This is a genomic window from uncultured Sulfitobacter sp., assembly GCF_947502895.1.
In the GTDB taxonomy this organism is placed as follows: Bacteria; Pseudomonadota; Alphaproteobacteria; order Rhodobacterales; family Rhodobacteraceae; genus Sulfitobacter.
In genome coordinates this window covers 1-18831 of record NZ_CANNBM010000006.1, presented here as the reverse complement: position 1 = coordinate 18831, position 18831 = coordinate 1, and the positions used below count along the sequence as shown (strand labels likewise).

The 18831-nt window shown below is 54.8% G+C and carries 14 protein-coding genes; 7 read left to right on the top strand and 7 right to left on the bottom strand.

Going from position 1 to position 18831, the window contains the following annotated elements:
- Nucleotides 1-124 precede the first annotated feature (124 nt).
- Nucleotides 125-970, top strand: a complete 846-nt coding sequence (locus tag Q0903_RS17445; protein WP_299417450.1) for a DMT family transporter — start codon at nt 125-127, stop codon at nt 968-970.
- Here Q0903_RS17445 and Q0903_RS17440 read toward each other — a convergent pair.
- From Q0903_RS17440 to ugpC, 7 genes are all read right to left on the bottom strand, one after another.
- Entirely contained in the window at nt 965-1849 is an 885-nt protein-coding gene (locus Q0903_RS17440; protein WP_299031263.1) for a bifunctional 5,10-methylenetetrahydrofolate dehydrogenase/5,10-methenyltetrahydrofolate cyclohydrolase, read from the bottom strand. The two genes, Q0903_RS17445 and Q0903_RS17440, sit on opposite strands and share 6 nt — an antisense overlap.
- Before the next feature lie 170 nt (nt 1850-2019).
- Nucleotides 2020-2706: a class II aldolase/adducin family protein gene (locus Q0903_RS17435; RefSeq protein WP_299417448.1), complete on the bottom strand. Its 687-nt coding sequence runs from the start codon at nt 2704-2706 to the stop codon at nt 2020-2022.
- Entirely contained in the window at nt 2699-3838 is a 1140-nt protein-coding gene (locus tag Q0903_RS17430) for a Tm-1-like ATP-binding domain-containing protein (RefSeq protein ID WP_299417446.1), read from the bottom strand. Before Q0903_RS17430 ends, Q0903_RS17435 begins: the two co-directional genes overlap by 8 nt.
- 2 nt (nt 3839-3840) lie before the next feature.
- A complete protein-coding gene (locus Q0903_RS17425; protein WP_299031269.1) occupies nt 3841-4776 on the bottom strand; it encodes a carbohydrate ABC transporter permease in 936 nt (311 codons plus the stop codon).
- 3 nt (nt 4777-4779) lie between these two features.
- Entirely contained in the window at nt 4780-5697 is a 918-nt protein-coding gene (locus Q0903_RS17420) for a sugar ABC transporter permease (protein ID WP_299417444.1), read from the bottom strand.
- Between the two features lie 115 nt (nt 5698-5812).
- On the bottom strand, nt 5813-7153 hold the full coding sequence (locus Q0903_RS17415; RefSeq protein WP_299031273.1) for an extracellular solute-binding protein: 1341 nt from the start codon (nt 7151-7153) through the stop codon (nt 5813-5815).
- 33 nt (nt 7154-7186) lie between these two features.
- Nucleotides 7187-8275 (bottom strand): sn-glycerol-3-phosphate ABC transporter ATP-binding protein UgpC, encoded by a 1089-nt coding sequence (gene ugpC / locus Q0903_RS17410; RefSeq protein ID WP_299417442.1) that lies wholly within the window; start codon nt 8273-8275, stop codon nt 7187-7189.
- Nucleotides 8276-8407: 132 nt separating this feature from the next.
- On the opposite strand from ugpC, the gene Q0903_RS17405 reads away from it, so the two are divergent.
- The 6 genes from Q0903_RS17405 to Q0903_RS17380 all read left to right on the top strand — a co-directional run.
- Nucleotides 8408-9076 carry a GntR family transcriptional regulator gene (locus Q0903_RS17405; protein WP_299031277.1) on the top strand — a complete coding sequence of 223 codons (669 nt, stop codon included), beginning with the start codon at nt 8408-8410 and terminating at the stop codon, nt 9074-9076.
- A gap of 85 nt (nt 9077-9161) precedes the next feature.
- On the top strand, nt 9162-10097 hold the full coding sequence (locus Q0903_RS17400; RefSeq protein ID WP_299417440.1) for an N-acyl homoserine lactonase family protein: 936 nt from the start codon (nt 9162-9164) through the stop codon (nt 10095-10097).
- A gap of 3 nt (nt 10098-10100) precedes the next feature.
- Nucleotides 10101-10946 carry a TIGR01459 family HAD-type hydrolase gene (locus tag Q0903_RS17395; protein ID WP_299417438.1) on the top strand — a complete coding sequence of 282 codons (846 nt, stop codon included), beginning with the start codon at nt 10101-10103 and terminating at the stop codon, nt 10944-10946.
- Between the two features lie 4 nt (nt 10947-10950).
- Entirely contained in the window at nt 10951-11916 is a 966-nt protein-coding gene (locus Q0903_RS17390) for a class II aldolase/adducin family protein (protein WP_299417436.1), read from the top strand.
- Nucleotides 11913-13193 carry an FGGY-family carbohydrate kinase gene (locus tag Q0903_RS17385; RefSeq protein WP_299417434.1) on the top strand — a complete coding sequence of 427 codons (1281 nt, stop codon included), beginning with the start codon at nt 11913-11915 and terminating at the stop codon, nt 13191-13193. Before Q0903_RS17390 ends, Q0903_RS17385 begins: the two co-directional genes overlap by 4 nt.
- A 1192-nt stretch (nt 13194-14385) precedes the next feature.
- On the top strand, nt 14386-18831 hold a 4446-nt coding region (locus tag Q0903_RS17380; protein ID WP_299417432.1), incomplete at its 3' end, for a calcium-binding protein.

Sequence of the window (18831 nt, the reverse complement as noted above, 5' to 3'; positions counted from 1 at the left end):
TGTTTGTAATCTCTGCAATCGGGTTTTGCATCGCATCCATAGGCAACTTCTGGGCAATGTTCGGATCGGTATTCTTTTTGCTCGCCTGTTTGGTGTTCATGATTCCTTTCTTCAGGCGCAGTAAGTGAACACTCTTGTCCTCGGCATGATCGCGGCCTTGTGTTGGGGGTTCCATGATATCTGCGTGCGCTTTCTAAGCCAGAAAACACCGCTGAGCGCGTGCATCTTCACCGTTTTGCTCACAGGGTTGATCTTTCACCTCGGGCTGATGGGCGCCACGGGTGGCTTTGCTCCAGTTGAGGGTGAGGCCTTGTGGCTGTCGCTTGGTGCGGGTGTGTTTTTTGTTGTGGCTACATTTGGTCTATATTTCGCATTCGAGCGCGGCCCCGTCAGGCTGGTCGCACCCTTGATTGCCGCTTATCCCATACTCTCTGTTGGACTTGCCGCAGCAAGCGGAACTTTCATCACCCCTTTGCAATGGGCCGCTGTTCTTGGAATTGTGTTTGGCGTTGCAATCGTGGCCGCCCTATCGGACACCAGTACGGATGGCGCGCCCCCAAAGGGGCCAACCGTCCTCTTCTCCCTCATCGCTGCTGTCGGGTTTGCGGGGACTTTTGCATTGGGCCAACACGCAGCCGATCTAAGCAGCGAGATGCCCAGCACACTGGTCACCCGCCTTCTCGCAGTGGGGCTGACGGTTCTGATCCTCTTGGTATTCAGACTGCCCTTCTGGCCGGGCAAACGCGCGCTGCCGCTTCTGATCGCAATGGGGGTCGCAGATGGAATTGCCTTGCTCTGTGTACTTTCCGCAGGCCGTCTTCCAGACCCCCAATACGCTGCTGTAACATCGTCGATGTTCGGACTGCTTACAATCCTGCTGGCATGGCTCTTGCTCAAAGAGCGTATGTCAGCGACCCAATGGGGTGGTTGTATCGTTGCATTTTGCGGGGTCGGGTATCTGGCGTTATAGCCAGCCTGCCGCAATCTGACGCTGATGAGCGACCATAGCGTTGCGCATCAAAATAGCCACCGTCACAGGCCCCACACCACCTGGCACTGGTGTTATCCAGCCAGCCACTTCCAATACAGCGTTAGTATCAACATCGCCAACAATCTTAACACCGTCTTCCGTATCAATCTGGTTGATGCCAATATCAATCACGACAGCCCCCGGTTTGATCATATCAGGGCCAACCAGATGCGCCTTGCCCACGGCCACCACCACAACATCGGCGCGCCGCGAATGCATCGCAACAGAGCGCGTCATGTGATGGCACACAGTCACAGTACATCCTTCGGCCATCAGCATCATCGCCGCTGGTTTACCGACAATCTCTGAATGACCGATCATCACAACTTCAAGGCCTTTTAGCGCAAGACCTGTTTCCTTGATCAGCTCTACACTTGCCGCAGCCGTACAAGGGGCCAGTGCCACATCGGAATAGACAATGTTGCCGATAGAGGCCGGGTTCATGCCCTCTACATCCTTGAGCGGATGGATAGCAGATTGCAGCGAGCGGACGTTGATATGCGCGGGTACCGGACGCTGCAGAATAATTCCCAATACCGACGGATCATCATTCATAGCGATCAGCCGTGCCTTACATTCTTCTTGGGTGATGTCGGAGGGCCAGTTGAGCTGTTCGAAAGGTATGCCTGCCTGTTCCGCCCCGCGCACCTGATTGCGGACATAGACGGCTGCCTCTGGCACATCCCCGATTAGGATCGACACAAGGCGCGGCAGCGCCGCCACGCTTGCTACATAGCCGCGCACCTCCGCAAGGATACGCTTTTTCACGGTAACACCATCAATAAATCGGTGATCGCCACGATTGGTTTTTTGAGACATTTGAGTGTATCCGGTCATGTGAAGCAGTCGCTGACCACATGGCGTGAGCAGATAAATCCTGTCAATCAACAGTACGACAACGCTTCAACAGATTCCGCCACACCAAACCTCTCCACGCTGTTTCAGATTAGAAGAAGCTTCTTGGCATGAGTACGCCTCAAGCCTCTAATTCAGTGGTCATCGCGACGTCCCGCGCGCGCATCATCAGCAGTACCGTATTCTGGCAAGTCGGCGGTTGTTTTGCCATGTGCCGCCATAAGTGTGTCACGCACATAGGCAATCTGGGCTGTCTCCTCGATGATCTCGGCGAGGTACTGGGCGGCCAGCAAGGTTCCGGCAGCGCCGATTGTGCCATGATTGGCAAGCACAGCCGCGCGAACGGTCGGATCTTTGAAAAACGGGCTAATCTCGACTTCGGTTTGTGGCCCACCAGCAGCCGACAGAGGGATCAATGGCATCCGCCCGATTTTCTCTATCGTTTGGACGGTCAAGCATGGAATTTCGATGCCAGCACTCGCATAGCCCGTAGCCCATGGGCTGTGGCAATGTACAATGGCATTGATGTCTTCACGGATGCGATACAGATCGAGGTGAAAGTCCAGATCTTTTGACGGCTTCAGTCCCTCGGCAGATGACAGTATCGTACCGTCGAGCAGCACCACTTGTAGGTTGTCACGGCTACACTCAAAAAACCCTACGCCTGAGGGTTTGATAACAATAGCATCACGTGCATCAAGCCGTACCGACAGGTTGCCACCCGCATTGGTTTGTAATCCACCTGCAAAACAGCGTTTAGCGATGGAGATAAGGTCGTCCATCTTTTGGTGCAGATCGGCAAAGCGGGTAAGATCAGACATTATTATTCCTTTGTGTGAGGGCTGAATGCAAAAGACCAACGGCGGCATGCGCGGTCTCGGGTGCGTTGATATGGTAGGTCAGGCGCTGGATGGTATAGGAACGTGCCGCATTCTCCAGCACACCAGCTGCAATATTGCGCAGGGCTTCATCTTCAATAGCGCCGCCAGCGCGGTCTTCATGGCTGAAGCCCCCCATTGGCAGGATCACATGGCAATCGTCTAATTTGTTCAGTATCGCCGCTAGTCTTGTCGCCTGCGCGACCATTTCATCATGGGTCAGTTTGATATGGGTAAACTGGTTTGTATGGCGATAGTGCGGACGATCGAGGTAGGATGGCGAAATGGTTTCGAGCGCGCCGAGGCCCAGAAAGTTCAGGGCTCCGGGCAGGACGACACGGGGAAGACTTGCCCCGGCCGTGAACCGTTCGGGCATGTCTACATGCGCGCCCGCCAGATGGATGCGGCCCAACTCATGAACGTTCAAATCGATAATTCCATCCGCGTGGCCCTCACGAACGAACCGCGCAAATGCAGCCCCTCCATAGCCGTTGGCATGAAAAACAGTAGTTTCGTATCCAGCGTCCGAAAGGCCCCGCGCAATCTGTGACCCCGCTGGTCCCGTTGCGCCAAGGGTCGTCAGTGCGATGGTTTGCTTGTCCGTACGATCGACGCGGCGCGCTTTAACGAGGCCTGCCACCCCTGCCGCCGCGTTTTCAAAGGCTTGGCGGAGTTGAGTATTTAGTCCTTCGATATCGCAAAGCGTAGGAATGATGGTGATCGAACTATCCGCCAGCGCAGGGCGTGGATCAAACGCCAGCGTTGTAATGAGGATCTTTGGATAGGTCTGGGGAAGTCCTTTGATTGCGGCCAAAACAATCTCTCCGCCTGTACCACCGCCAACGCCAATTGCTACCTGACAATCGACGTGACGCTCCTCTATCTTCATGGCAGCGGCCTCTGCTCGGGCGGCCATCTGTGCCAGCTTCTCAGCTCCGGACCAGATGGCACCCTTTGAGTCCAGCGACACATCTAATAGCTCAACCTCAAGATTGTGCGCGCGTAATGCTGCAGCAAGATAGGACAGTTCTTGTCGTTTGGTCTCGAATGTACCGATCAGGAGAACGCGTGCCATTGCTAGCCCTTCACGGCCCCAGCAGTCATGCCTGTGATGATTTGCTTGGATGCAAACAGCGTAAACAAGATCGGCGGGATAGCGAGGAGCATGCCTGTCGCCATGATGGTACCCAGCCCGTCAAACTCGCTGGAATTGTTTACGATCAGGATCGGCACCGTCATCGTGTCTCGGTCTGCCAAGGCCGAAGCCAACAGGTATTCGTTCCACGCGATACGGAATGTAAAAATCGACGCCGCCGCGAGGCCTGGTTTGATCAGCGGCAGGACCACAAGGAAGAACACCTGAAATGGCCCCGCCCCGTCGACCCGCGCGGCTTCCTCCAAAGAGGGGGGCACTTGGACAATAAAGCTCTGCAAAATCCAGATCACAAACGGCAGGTTCATGGCCACATAGATCAGGATAATGCCGCTATGTGTGCCTGCAAGACAGACATCCCCGCGGCCCCCAAACATTTCGCGTATCCACATCCCGAGACCGTAGTCGTTATCGAGACAAAAGGCGTTGTTCCAAAGGCCAAAGACAGGGACCAACAGGACTGCAGGTGGGATCATACGCACTGCTAGCGTGGATAATGACAGGGAATCGCGGCCCATAAACCTGAAACGCACCAATGCGTAGGCGGCCATACACCCAAAAACCAATGTCAAAACTGTGCTCACCAGCGCGATAATCAACGAATTCACAAATGCACCGCCAAAGCGGATAGTACAAAACCGCAAGTGTTCAGGCTCATACCAAAGGATGTCGCACAGCGCCGTCTCGTAGTTGCGGATTGTGGGCATGAAAAACAGACCCGCTGCGCCTGATGTGATATCAACATCCAGCTTGAAGGAATTTACCAGCAGTAAGATCACAGGCCCAACAGACATGAAGATCAGCAAGGCGATCAAAGCGTAATATGCAGGATTCTGGCGTTGGTAATTGGTGTCGGCCATAGCTTAAACCTCCTCTGACTGCGCTGCGAATTTCAGCTTACGCGCACGCGCTTCTTGCCAGCGGGTGAAGGCGAACATGCCCAAGGTTAACACCATTAGCAGCATCAACAGATAATTTGACATCGCGGCTGCTTCTCCCAGCTCCCTGAATTCCCGCGCAGTGCGGGCAATCCGCAGAGCAAGTATTTCAGTGCTCAAACCCGGACCACCTCCGGTAAGTACAAGGATCACTTCGAGAACCTTGAAGGCATCAATCAGCCGCAACAGCATCGTGACAATCAGGACGGGCAGCATCAGCGGAATTTTGATATGGATGATCTGCTGCCACCCTGTCGCGCCATCAATGCGCGCCGCCTCAAGCGCCGATTTGGGCAGCGATTGCAGCGCGGCAAGCGACAGGATGAAGATAAACGGGGTCCACTGCCAAATGTCGGCTAATATAACCGACAGCAACGGGTTCTGCCCCAGCCAGTTGATCCCTTCGAGACCGATAGATTCCAGAAATCTGTTAAATGTGCCGTAAGTCTGATGATACATATACCGCCAGACAAGGCCTACCACGACGGGTGCGATCATCATCGGCAGAATGAACAAAGTACGTAAGACAGACATGCCGCGGATATTGCGATCAAGCAGCAGCGCAAGGCCCACACCTAGCACCATCTCAACCGTCACAACGGTGAAGGCGAATACGATGGTCACCCAGAAGGATGCATGAAATGCCGGATCGACCAGCAGTTTGGCATAATTCGCCAAACCGACGAATTCGGTCTCGGACAAAGACTGGCTGGGATCCCAATCGCGAAAACTACCCCATATCATGTAACTGATGGGATAAAACAACGCGAGGAGCATCACCAACGCCGCAGGGGCCACGAACATGTAGGGCGTGATGCGGTTAAGGGATGAACGCTGTGCCATAGGGGTGCTTTCGGAATTGCTGGGTCACGTTAAACCAAACCTCCAGACGCGATACAGAGCGCCTGAAGGAAAGAGATGAGGCCCACCGCGCTATGCTGCGGGCCTCACGACAAACTTATTTTTGCCAGACGTAGTAGCCTTCTTGTTCCATCAATGTCCGCGTACGCTCTGCCACGCCATCAAGAGCCTCCTGAATATCAAGGTCTTCGGTCAGAACTTGGGACATCGTTGTACCGATATCTGCATTGATACGGCCCCACGGTGGGATGATCGGACGCCAGTCCGGGTCAGCATTTTCCAAGGCCTGACCAAAGGTGGCGGACCATGGGTATTTCGCGTTTAGTTCAGCATTCTGGTAGGTAGAGAACCGCGATGGATTACCACCAGCCATTGCCACCGCCAGATCGCCTTCTTTCGAGGTCAACCACTGTGCAAACAGAAATGCTGCCTCCGGATTTTCTGCATTCCGCGGAATGGCGATACCGAAACCACCAGTCTGGGATGCCGCGCGTACGCCTGCTGGGTGTGCGGCCCAACCGACATTACCCGCAACTTTCGAACGGCTTTCATCCTCAAACCCTGCTGCGAAAGCGATTGAATCAATGAACATCGCGGCCTGGCCCTGTGCGAATGCATTTGCGGCCTCGCTTGGACCAAATGCGCTGGACCCCTCAGGCCCGCAATCAACAATGGTTTTGAGGGCTTGGGCCGCTGCGACCCCTTCAGCGGAATTTATCGTCGGGTTCCAAGTTGCATCAAAGATACGTCCGCCCAGAGGGGCAAGGTGCAACAAGAATGCGTGCGAAGCCTGATGACCCGACGCTGCGCGTGAGGCAACACCGCCCATCCCGGGTTTCGCCGCCGGAATAGCGCAGGCCTGCTCTAACAAGGTTGTATAATCGGTCGCTGGTTCCAGACCCAGTTCTTCAAATACGTCTGTGCGGTAATACATTACAGACGTCTCTGACCCGAACGGTAATCCGTACAGAGACCCTGTAGCACCTGGAAGATAGCCTTTTTCACCGCCTGCCACACCGATATTCTGGACGTAGCCGTCAATCAGGTCAGCAGCATCATAGTTTGGATCAGCCAAACGCGGGTTCATAAAGAATGGCGCGAGGTTGTAGATCTGGTCCGCATAGACATAGTCAGCCTTGGAAAAGACCACATATGCGATCATGTCATAGGCGCCTTCATCAAGCGATAATTCAAGCGTTTGGCGTTCGCGCATGTCAAGGTATGGCAACATGTCAACTTCGACTTCGATGCCAGTTTGTGCAGTGAATTCCGGAATAACCTCCAGCACTGCATTATAGTGTGGATGGGACGGAAAATTCACGACCAGAGTCGTGCCTTTATAGGGCGCATACGGCCCATCGGAATGCCCATCCGCGAATGCGACGCTACACAGCGCCGTCCCCGCGATAAAGGTGGTTGATGTAAGTAACTTCAGCATTTTATCCTCCCAGATGCTTCGTTTACAGGCGCGCTAGAGCGCCGCCTCGGTTTTTGGATCGAACAGATGAAGCCCGTCTGGCCGCACTGCAAAGCGGAGGGTTTCCCCCAGCGCAATTGGTGTTTCAGATTTGATTTCAACGGTGATCTTGGCGTCGCCGCATGAACAGATCAGCACCGACTGTGCTCCAACGTATTCGGAAATCACCACATTCAGATCAAATGAAGTGTCAGTCGGCGCATCCGCATCGTATTCCAGATCGGACGGACGCATCCCCAGTATTGCAGACGTCAGCGACAGCTGGCGCGCACGGTTGGCCAACTCTTCTGGCAGCCTGACATTGAACCCGTCGCCTTTGGCATGAAGCACACCAGCCTCATCGACCAGATCAGCCTCAAGAAAGTTCATAGGTGGTGATCCGAGAAATCCGGCTACAAATTTGTTTACAGGGTTTTTAAACAACTCGGACGGGGTGCCCTGCTGCTGGATATATCCGCCATTCATCACAACAATGCGGTCGGCCAGCGTCATCGCTTCGATCTGATCGTGGGTCACGTATATCATATTCTTTTTGACAGTCTGGCGCATCAGCGCAAGCTCTGCACGCATTTGCCCCCGCAGCTTTGCATCCAAATTCGACAGCGGCTCATCGAAAAGAAACGTGCTGGCATCACGACACAGCGCACGCCCCATAGCAACGCGCTGGCGCTGGCCACCCGACAGCTCTCCAGGCTTGCGATCAAGGAACTGGTCAAGGCCGATCATCTTGGCGACTTCGAGAACCTTCTTTTCGATCTCCGCCTTGGGCCGCTTTTGCAGCCGCAGGGAGAACGACATGTTTTTCGCAACATTCATGTGCGGATAGAGTGCGTAGTCCTGAAAAACCATGGCGATATCGCGGTCTTTCGGATCAAGCGCGCTGATCGGCTTGTCATCCATATAGACTTCGCCGTCCGACACATCCTCAAGACCCGCGATCATCCGCAGGGTCGTCGATTTGCCGCAACCAGACGGGCCAACCAGAACGGTGAACTCATGTTCAGCCATATCCAGATCAATCCCGTGCAGGACCTCAACCGTGCCATACCGCTTTACCAGCCGTTCAAGTCGTATTGTCGGCATTAGATTCCTCACATTCACTTGAAAGGTAACATTGTGTATACAAAAATAAATGTAAATATCCAAAATTGCTTTTTGTGACTATCTTCGATATTGCTATTGCTCAATGTACATGCAGCAAGGGCGCAATATCCTATGCCGAAACAAACCAGCGTGAAATCTACGAGCACCCCGCGGGGCAGCACCGTCAAAAAAATCGAGACCGAGTTGATGAACGACATCGCCGCCGGCACTCTGGCTCCGGGCGAGCGACTTGACGAGGTAACACTGACAGAACGCTTCGGTGTATCACGCACTCCGGTACGCGAAGCATTGTCGCGACTGGTCGCTCAAGGCGTTTTAATTCCCGGCGAAAAACGCGGCGTGCGCGTTGCGGAATACACCCGCGAACAACTTGCACAAATATTTGAAACTATGCATGAAATTGAAGCCGCCTGCGCAAGGATCGCCTCACAACGCCTTACATTATTGGCACGAGTCGAAATCGAAATGGCCCAAGCAGCTTGTGTTGCCGCCGCCGAAACAGGCGAGCGTGAGGCCTACCAACGCGCTAACGAGAACCTGCATGAAGCGATTTATCGCGCCACGGGAAACCCATACATGGCAGAACTTGCAGGCGAATTTCGCCGCCGTACAGGGCCATTTCGCGCAAAGAAATTCGCGCAGAAGGCTGATTTGATCGCCTCTGCGAAGAGCCATGAAGAGCTGATTGCATCCATTTTTTCAGAAGATTCGACCGAGGCGTCCAATGGCATGCGCGCGCACATGGCGGCGAGCTTTCGTCAAACACTGGCTGCAAACTGACGCTGCCTTCGCATTTTGGGTTGCCTTTGCATATGAGAATGTTCATTTGTATACAAAGTTTGACTAACTGCGAATGGAGAGACTAATGGGCGTACAGGAAACAAAAATTTATCCGATTAACACGGGCTGGCTTCAGGCTGACCTCGGAACGTATACGTTCTGGAAAGGTCCTGCCGGGCGCAAATTTTGGAACCCTTGTTATTGCCATTACGTTGATACCGGCACCCATAAAATTCTGATCGACACAGGACTGTGTGACGAAGAACGCGCAACAAAGTACCATCACAAATGTGAAAAACGGGGCTGTCTTGAGGTGCATGAGCATCTTGAACAGAAACTCGGCGTCCACCCCGACGAAATTGATGCGATTGTCTTTACCCATCTGCACTGGGATCACGTGCAGAACATGAAAAAGTTCAAAAACGCCCGCTACATTGCGCCGAAGGCCGAGATCGAAATGGCCTACAATCCGTTGCCTTTGTACTACCGGACTTACGAATCTGGATTTCTGGGCATTGAACCTGCCTATGCTGGGTGTGTCTTCGAAGCGGTTGAGGATGAAACCGAGGTCCTTCCCGGCATCACGATGTTCCACACACCGGGGCATTCCGTCGGTCACATGGCAGTTACTGTTGCGACTTCGGCGGGTGATATCGTAATCGCAGGTGATGCAATCTTTCAGGAGCGAAATCTTGAGCCCTGCGAAGCCGAAGGGTGGCGCTATTGGGTGCCTGCACGTTTTGTCAGCAGCTACGAAGGCTGGAAATCGGTTGAAGAGCTCGACAAACGCGCTGACTATATCCTGCCTTGCCATGATGAAGGAGCAAATGCACGCTCCGACGTGTTTCCTTATGAAGGCATGCCCCTGCGCAAGCGCCGGCAGGTCATCCCTGGTTTCCAGTTTTATTTCGGAGATATGCCCGCGGGAGCCGTAGAGAAAGCGGCGCCTGCCATGGCCAAAGCTGATGTGCCCGCCTATTTGGCAAGCCTGCGTGATCCGTTGGATATGGCCGAGGACTGACACTTGCAGATCATTCAAAACCTGATCGAAATTGCTGATCGGTTTGATGCGATTGTATTGGATCAATGGGGCGTGTTGCATGATGGGACACGCCCCTACCCCCATGCAATCAACACGCTAGAAACACTGCACGCCAAAGGCATCAGGCTGGCGGTGTTATCAAATTCCGGCAAACGCAGCGATCCGAATGCAGCAAGAATTGCAGCCATGGGCTTCCCGACATATCTTTTTGAACAAGTTATGACTTCAGGCGAGGCCTTGTACCGCGATATTGCGCAAGGCCAACTGCCCTACAGAACAATCTGCCCGATCACACGCGATACCGGCGATGCGGAAAACTGGTCAGATGGTCTCGGGTTAACACTGACAGATGATGTAGAAGCGGCAGATGCCATTTTGCTGATGGGACTGCCCGACAGCGCACCAACGGACGCGTACCAAAGAACACTCGCACATGCGAAGAAACGCAATATTCCCGTGCTGTGTACCAACCCCGATCGTGCGTCGCCACGTGCAGGCGGGGCAATTGTTGTGTCACCCGGAGCACTGGCCCATGATCATCTGGTTTCGGGTGGCGACGTTCGGTTTTACGGCAAGCCGCATCTACCTGTTTTTCGTGCGATCGAGACTGCGCTGGGTGTGGCACCTGACCGGTTATTGATGGTGGGCGACAGCTTAGAACATGACATTGCGGGCGGTGCGGCGGCAGGGTGGTCAACAGCGTTCATTCGCGGTGGTCTGCATGCGCATGCGTTTATGCAAGAAACCGGTATCGCGCAGGCAATATCTGATCTCGCCCGCCACGATGCAGCCCCTCTGCCTACATTTACCCTCGCCTATTTGGAATAAATCAATGCCTTACCCCGCAGATATGAAAGCCTTTCGGGCCTTGTCAGCCGCTCTTGGATCCGATCCATTGCGCGTACAGGGCGCGGGCGGCAATACGTCCATAAAAGAAGATGCGACGATGTGGATAAAAGCATCAGGCACAGAACTGGCAGATGCAGAATGCACAGATATCTTTGTCGCTGTAGACCGCGATGCCGCCCGTGCCGAAGCTCACGGCAGTGGCGATGGCAGTTGCAAAACTACTGTCCTTGATCCTTCCAGCACCCTGCGACCCTCCATTGAAACGACATTCCATGCCGCACTTGATTGGGCCGTTGTTGCACATACGCACTCGATTGCGACCCTCACCCATTGCATCAGCCCACAAGGGTGCGTGGCAGCTCGGGAAAAGCTCGAAGGGCTACCTTACGTCTTTGTACCTTACGCCAAACCCGGTCTGCCGCTTACTCGCGAAATTCTGGCGCGCATCACCGATGAAACGCAGATTATCGTGCTCGAAAACCATGGACTGATCTGCTGCGCCGACACCGTGGCGCAGGTCGCGATGCTGATTGAAACTGTGGAGCAGCGTTTGCAGATGCCGTTGCTGCGTGGATCAAGCGTACAGCCGACACAACCTCCACCGCGCGGCTTTGCTTGGACCGCACATAGTTGGATTGCCCAAGATAAAGACGCGGCTGAACAGGCATTGTCGGGGTCATACTATCCTGACCACGTGGTGTTCCTTGGCCCTGCCCTACCAAACACGGACAATGAAGACGCGCCGCCTGCCATTCTGGTCGATGGTGTTGGCGTGGCGTTGCGTAAAGGCGCCACACCAGCCCAGACTGCTATGCTTACATGTCTGTCCGACGTTCTGTCACGCCTGCCTGAGGGATGGGATATCCAAGCAATTGGCCATGCTGCAGAGGCCGAACTCCTCAACTGGGACGCTGAAAAATATCGTCAGGCATTGGCTGCAAAAACATGACAGGCGCGCTTTCTTTAGGGATTGATCTGGGGACGTCCGGCATCAGATCGGCTGTTCTGGACGGCAGCGGAGAGGTTTTGTCGGTTGCACACGGCGCTTACCCTGCAATTGATCCGGACCGTATTGATGCCAACGCGTGGTGGGTCGGCGCGACAGACTGCTTGCAGGCCCAGATCGACGCACTCAAAGCGAAAAATATTGATCCCCACGAAATTGGGCGTATCGGTATTGATGGGACCTCAGGCAGCATGGTTTTGACCGATGCGATGCTGCGCCCCGTCACGCGCGCATTGATGTATAACTCCGACGGCTTTCTGGCCGAAGCCGCAGCAATAGACCGCTACGCGCCAGATCCGCACATCACACGCGGAAGCAACTCTGCCGCGGCCCGTGCTTTGAGATTAGTGAGTGAAGATCGTGAAAAGGCCGCCAAGCATCTACTGCATCAGGCTGATTTTATCGCCGCCAAGCTTATCGGGCGGGGCGCGTTTTCAGATTACAACAACACGCTCAAGACCGGTTTTGATCCCGAACTAGGCGATTGGCCCGAGTGGTTCGATGCCGTTGGCCTGCCGAAGCGCATCCTGCCAGAAGTCTTGCCAGCAGGTACCGCAGTCCAGCAGATTGATCCATCAGTAGCCAAAGCGATTGGCCTATCGCTTGATACAATAATTCACGTTGGGACGACCGACAGCATTGCTGCTTTCCTCGCAGCCGCGCCGCTTATGATTGGGGCTGCCGTTTCTTCACTTGGAACAACGCTCGCAGTTAAAATGCTCAGCGAGACGCGCATTGATGCGCCAGAGATCGGCCTCTACTCACATCGCTTGGGGGATGGATGGCTCGTTGGAGGAGCTTCAAATACAGGTGGCGGTGTTTTGGCGTCTCTGTTCACTGTTGAGCAGCTTTCCCAGCTCTCAATGCGGATTGATCCCGCAAAACCATCTCCTTTGCATTATTATCCACTTCTTTCTGCGGGTGAGAGATTTCCAATCAACGACCCGATGCTTGCGCCTTGCATGAAACCAAGGCCTGAAGATGATGCAGAATTCCTCCATGGCCTGCTCGAAAGCATCGCAAGAATTGAGGCCCGCTGCTATGCAGAGATTGCTGCCCGCGGGGCGCAGCAACCAACGCTTCTCGTAACGGCTGGTGGAGGTGCATCCAACGACGTCTGGACGGCCATTCGCACACGCGTATTAGGTCTCGAAATCAAAAAGGCCCGATATACAGATGCGGCAATTGGAGTGGCGCAACTGATCGCACAGGAAAGCTAAATGACCATAAAGTCAGAGCTTTCATAATCCGCCAATCCGTAGGATCGCGTCGAGGGTAGTGAAGGGAATATATGCACAACCTTGCGGAAGTCGCAAAAGGCACAGCGTCTGTCACTCTGCGCTTTTAGCTGCTTCACAGACTGGCCAAGATTACGCGTAACAGCCGTGTCAGACACCGCATGACTTAAATCAAGAACAGTTTCCTGCACCTCTGCGCCAAACCTCACGCCTCAAGAGGCTATGCAGCCGCCGATAGACTATGCGCCCCCGTTAGGATGAGCGCGCTTTCAATCACACCCATAGCTTACTGGCCTCTGAACCTTTCGGCGCACGCCTGTGCTTGTGTCGCGTCTTATTCATCGCTCAGCCCAAAGCTCTACATCCCGCACCGGACTTCACCATTGGTTTTCCGGCCTATGTATATATTCATTCCACTGTACCTTGATCGTTCACTCGGGACGCCGCCCTAGTGGCACGACTTCTTCGCAGCAAGCCCTGCCCGATTTTTTTGCAAGACCGCCTTAATCTGTCATTCGTTAGAACGGCCTTTTTCATCGGCTGGCCCGCTCACTGGAAACAGGTCGGGGTCTGTCGTTCACGTCGGCAAGAGAGATAATCTTGCGGGCGGGTTCCCCTATTGGTCATATCCGCCCCGCATGCAGCAAGGACCTGAGGAAGCGAGACGCTACGTCTTTCGCTTACAGCACGCGCTGTTCCTGCGCTGGCAGGAGGAGTTGCCGCTGACAGGCACGCCACTGCGCGCAATGTGTCGATTAAAAACCTCAAATTCTCGCCCTCATAACGAAAGGGCAATGCCGGAGACACACTCATTTTGATCAGTACAGACGGCGCGATACATAGGGCTACTGTGACAAACCAACCATGTGACACCGCAAATCCGAAAGAGGGCAAGCGGACCGAAGCGATGTTTATAAATTCGGCAGAAGCCGCGTATGTCTGCGCATTCCAACCAAGGGTGAAAGGCAGCATCACGCCAGAATAAACCACTGAATTCATGATATTATGTAAAGATCAGCTGTCGCATAGGCGCTTGGTCTTTTGCATCTCAAAGATGCGCAATGAAAAAACATGAACAGATCGTAAAGTTTTTTTGAACTTTTGGTCAAAACCAACCGACCAATCCGTGAAGACGCAAAAATGCAGAGTCAAAAACCCAACACGGAGAACCATCATGACCATCGAAGTCCCACAGATTTTCAACGCCCCACAACAAGTCAACACATCCACAGGCATCGACAACAACAACCAAGTGATCCAGACTCTGTCGGACGGCACGTTTGTGATTGTGTATCAGGTGTCAGGCGTGGTGCATTTCCAGCAATATGACCAGTTCGGCAACACCATCGGGACCGAGGGAACGCTGGTCACGCCCAATATCGGAGCGGCTCCGGGGGTAGAAATTCTGGCCGTGGAAAACAACCAACTGGTCCTCGCCTACCGCACGGCATCAGCAGGCATTCAGGTACAATCCTATTCCATCATCAATGGTGTCGGGGCAACGACCACAGACATCTTTCATGATTTGACCGCTCCCGATCTGGAGAGTGGTAACCGCGGGCTCGCGCTCAGTGGGTCCTCACTCGCCGATGTTGCTGTTCATGCAACTTTGACCGGTGGTCCGGGTGGCGTGCGCGAACTTGTGACTTTTACCGCGCTGGACACAGCAACACCCCAGTTCAATCAGATTTCCACAAATTTTGCAGGTAGCGCTTTGCAAGAAGCGACCTTGTTGGAAAACGGCAACCGTGTCGTTGTTCTTGATACAGATGGTCAAGGGACATCTCCCGATACTGAGCTTACAATTCACATCATGGCGCCGGATGGCACCGAAGTTGCCACAGTCCTGACAAACTCGGGTGTTAACGACACAGTCGCGCAACCCCAGATTACAGCATTGGTCGGGGGCCGCTTTGTCGTTGCGATGCGGACGGATGATGCCGACAATGATCTGGAATATCAGGTCTTTGAGGCGGATGGCACGCCAGTCAATTCCGTAACGCTTGGTGCTTTTAACAACGGCGCTGACCAACACAACGATCCCGAACTCGTTCCGTTGGAAGACGGCGGTTTCCTTGTCATGTTTGACCGTGACAACGATAGTGGCCGCATGATCGTCCGTCGTTTTGACGCGGACGGCGAACCTACGGCCGTCGATCCAAACAACCCTGGTTCATTTTCCGTAGCCCTGACCTTGGATGTCGGCGATAGTGCTACAAGCCCCGTGGCCACATTGCTTGATGACGGTTTGGTCGCCATATCCTATGTCAAAGATGGGGCGATCCAACTCGCCATTGTCGCAACACAAGCGCTGGATATTGTGCTGACGGACGCGGATGAGACGATCACCGCCACATCCGAGAATGACACGATTGATGCTGCGGGCGGCGACGACAATATTAATGCAGGCGCGGGTGATGATGTCATCATCGGCGGTGCGGGTGCCGACACCTTGAACGGTGGCGCAGGGCGTGACACGATTTTGTTTGAAGACGTGCTGGAAGCTGTGAATGCCGACCTTGATGCAGGTGTTGGAACGGCTGGCGAGGCTACTGGCGACGTGTACAGCAATTTCGAAGTCGCCATTGGTTCGGATTTCAACGACACATTGACCGTTGGTAACGATCAGGAAGCAGTCGGCGGTATCGGCGATGATGTGCTGACCACCACGTCAAGCAACGCTACCCTTACTGGCGGCGTGGGCGACGATACGCTTGTTGTCGATCTGGATGGTGATTTTCTAAGTGAGTCAAACGGAGAATCCGTAGCATTGGACGGCGGCGATGGGATCGACACGGCTGATTTCACCACAGTAGGTACAAGCATCATCGGAGATTCCCTTCGCATAGATTTGGAATCTGGTTTGCTGGGTACGTTCGCTTCGCTTAACGGCGGCACAATCGACGGCATTGAAAACATCATCGGGTCTACCGAAGATGATGAAATTCTCGGCGATGCAGTTGCGAACAGTTTCCACGGCAACGACGGCGACGACTTTATCAACGGTCGCGATGGCGATGACACGCTGGAAGGTGGCGACGGGAACGACAACATTTTGGGCGGCACAGGAAACGACACAGTCAACGGTGGGGAAGATGACGACTCCATCGATGGGGGTGAGGGTGATGACGTCCTGAGCGGCGGTTTTGGCACAGATACCATCAACGGTGGCGATGGCGATGATCTGATTTTTGCGACGGCAGACGGGGTCGTTGATACGGGTCACACAGATAACATTCTAAACGGCGATGCGGGCAATGACACCATCACGGGGTCTGACACCTCTGACACAAGCAACGGTGGCACTGGCAACGACAGCATACTTGGCGAAGGCGGCGGCGACACAATCAATGGGGATGAGGGCAACGACTCCATCGAGGGCGGCGAGGGCAATGACACCCTGATCGGCGATGATGGCGATGAATTCAGCGTCCACCTCGACAATGACGACACCATCGAAGGCGGCGAGGGCAATGACAACATCTTCGGCGGCAACGGTGAGGACCAGCTGTTCGGTGACGCGGGTAACGATACCATCTTTGGCGGCGAAGGCGATGACCTCATTGAGGGCGGCGCGGGCAATGACCTTATCGATGGCGATAGTGGCATCGACACTGAAGGGGGTTCGATCGAATCTAGTGATAGTGGGGCCGACACCATCGATGGCGGTGACGGAGATGACTCCATCTTTGGTGGATTGGACAACGACAGCCTGATCGGCGGTCTGGGCGCAGACACTCTCAACGGCGAGGAGGACGATGACGCCCTGTTTGGCAATGATGGCTTTGACATCCTGCGCGGCGGTACGGGCAATGATACGCTTGACGGTGGCGCAGGAAATGACAGCCTTTCAGGCGAGGATGGTGATGACATTTTGTCAGGCGGCGAAGGGAACGATAGGCTCAACGGCGGCGACGACAACGACATGCTTTCCGGCGACGCAGGTGATGATGATCTCGATGGCGGATCAGGCAATGATACGCTTGATGGCGGCGTTGGAACTGACGCGATCGATGGCGGCGATGGTGCGGATATTCTGTCGGGCGGCGAAGGGAACGATGATCTTAATGGCGAAGACGACGATGACCTGCTTTTCGGTGGCGACGGGGATGATACTGTCGATGGCGAATCTGGTAACGACACAGTCAACGGCGACGCGGGCAACGACAGTCTTTCTGGTGGGGACAGCAATGACCTCTTGAATGGCGGCGCAGGTGCCGACACGCTTAGCGGTGGCAGTGGTCAAGATACCCTGACCGGTGGCGATGGCGACGACGAGGTCGATGGCGGCAGCGGCAACGACCTTATCATCGCGGGCGCAGGCGCTGACCAGATCAACGGCGGCAGCGGCACCGACACAGTGGATTACTCCGCATCCGCCGCAAGCGTCGAAGTCCAGCTTGATACCTCCGCCACAGTCGCGGGAGTTGGCAGCGGTGGATTTGCCCAAGGTGACACGCTGGTGTCCATTGAAAACGTCGTTGGCACGGCCCTCAATGACCGGATTGTTGGCAACGTAAAGGAAAACGTCCTGAGCGGTGGCGATGGTGACGACAGGCTTGATGGTGCGGAAGGTTCCGATACCCTAGAAGGTGGCGATGGTGACGATCTGCTGATCGGTGGCACGGGTGACAACGCGCTGTTTGGCGGGGATGGTAGCGACACCGCACGCTTCTCGGAGGCCTTTGAAACCTACGCATTTGCGACAAATTCCGGTGTTCTGACTGTGACCGGCGCAAACGGAGATGTTGATCAGCTGACCTCGGTTGAGCTGCTCGAATTCATCAACGGCACCTTTACCGCGGCAGATGTGTTGATATCGCGGACACCGACCGAAGGCGATGACGTACTGGACGGCTCTGCGCAGGCTGACACGATTGATGGCCTCGGCGGTAACGACGAGATCAACGGCCTTGGCGGAGACGATTTGTTGGAAGGTAGCGCTGGTGCGGATACCCTGAACGGCGGGAGCGGCGCGGACACCCTGAGCGGTGGTGACGGGGCGGACAGCCTATCGGGAAATTTGGGTAATGATCTCTTGCTGGGCAATGCGCAGGCCGACTACCTGAATGGCGGCGGTGGTGACGACACCATCCGTGGCGGCACCGGCAAGGACGAAATTATCGGCCTCAATGGCAATGACTTCCTGACAGGTGGAGGCAACACCGACGTGATCAGCGGCGGCAACGGCAACGATACGCTGCAAGGCAACCTCGGCAACGATACGCTGGATGGTGGAGAAGGGGATGACGACCTGAACGGCGGGGATGGTAGTGATGACCTCTTTGGCGGCGCGGGCAATGACATCCTTGCGGGTCTGAACGGCGCGGACGAGATCCATGGCGATGCTGGCAATGATCTGCTGTCCGGTGGCAATCTGGACGACACTCTCTTAGGGGGGGGCGACAACGATACGCTGGATGGCGGCAACGGGTCGGACCACCTCGATGGCGGAGACGGCGACGATCTGCTGGGTGGCAACACCGGTGCAGACAGTCTGGATGGCGGGATCGGCACTGATACGCTGGAAGGTGGCGCGGGCAATGACACGCTGACAGGCGGGGAAGGCGACGATCTGCTGACCGGTCTGGACGACGCCGATACCTTTGTCTTTGCCGAC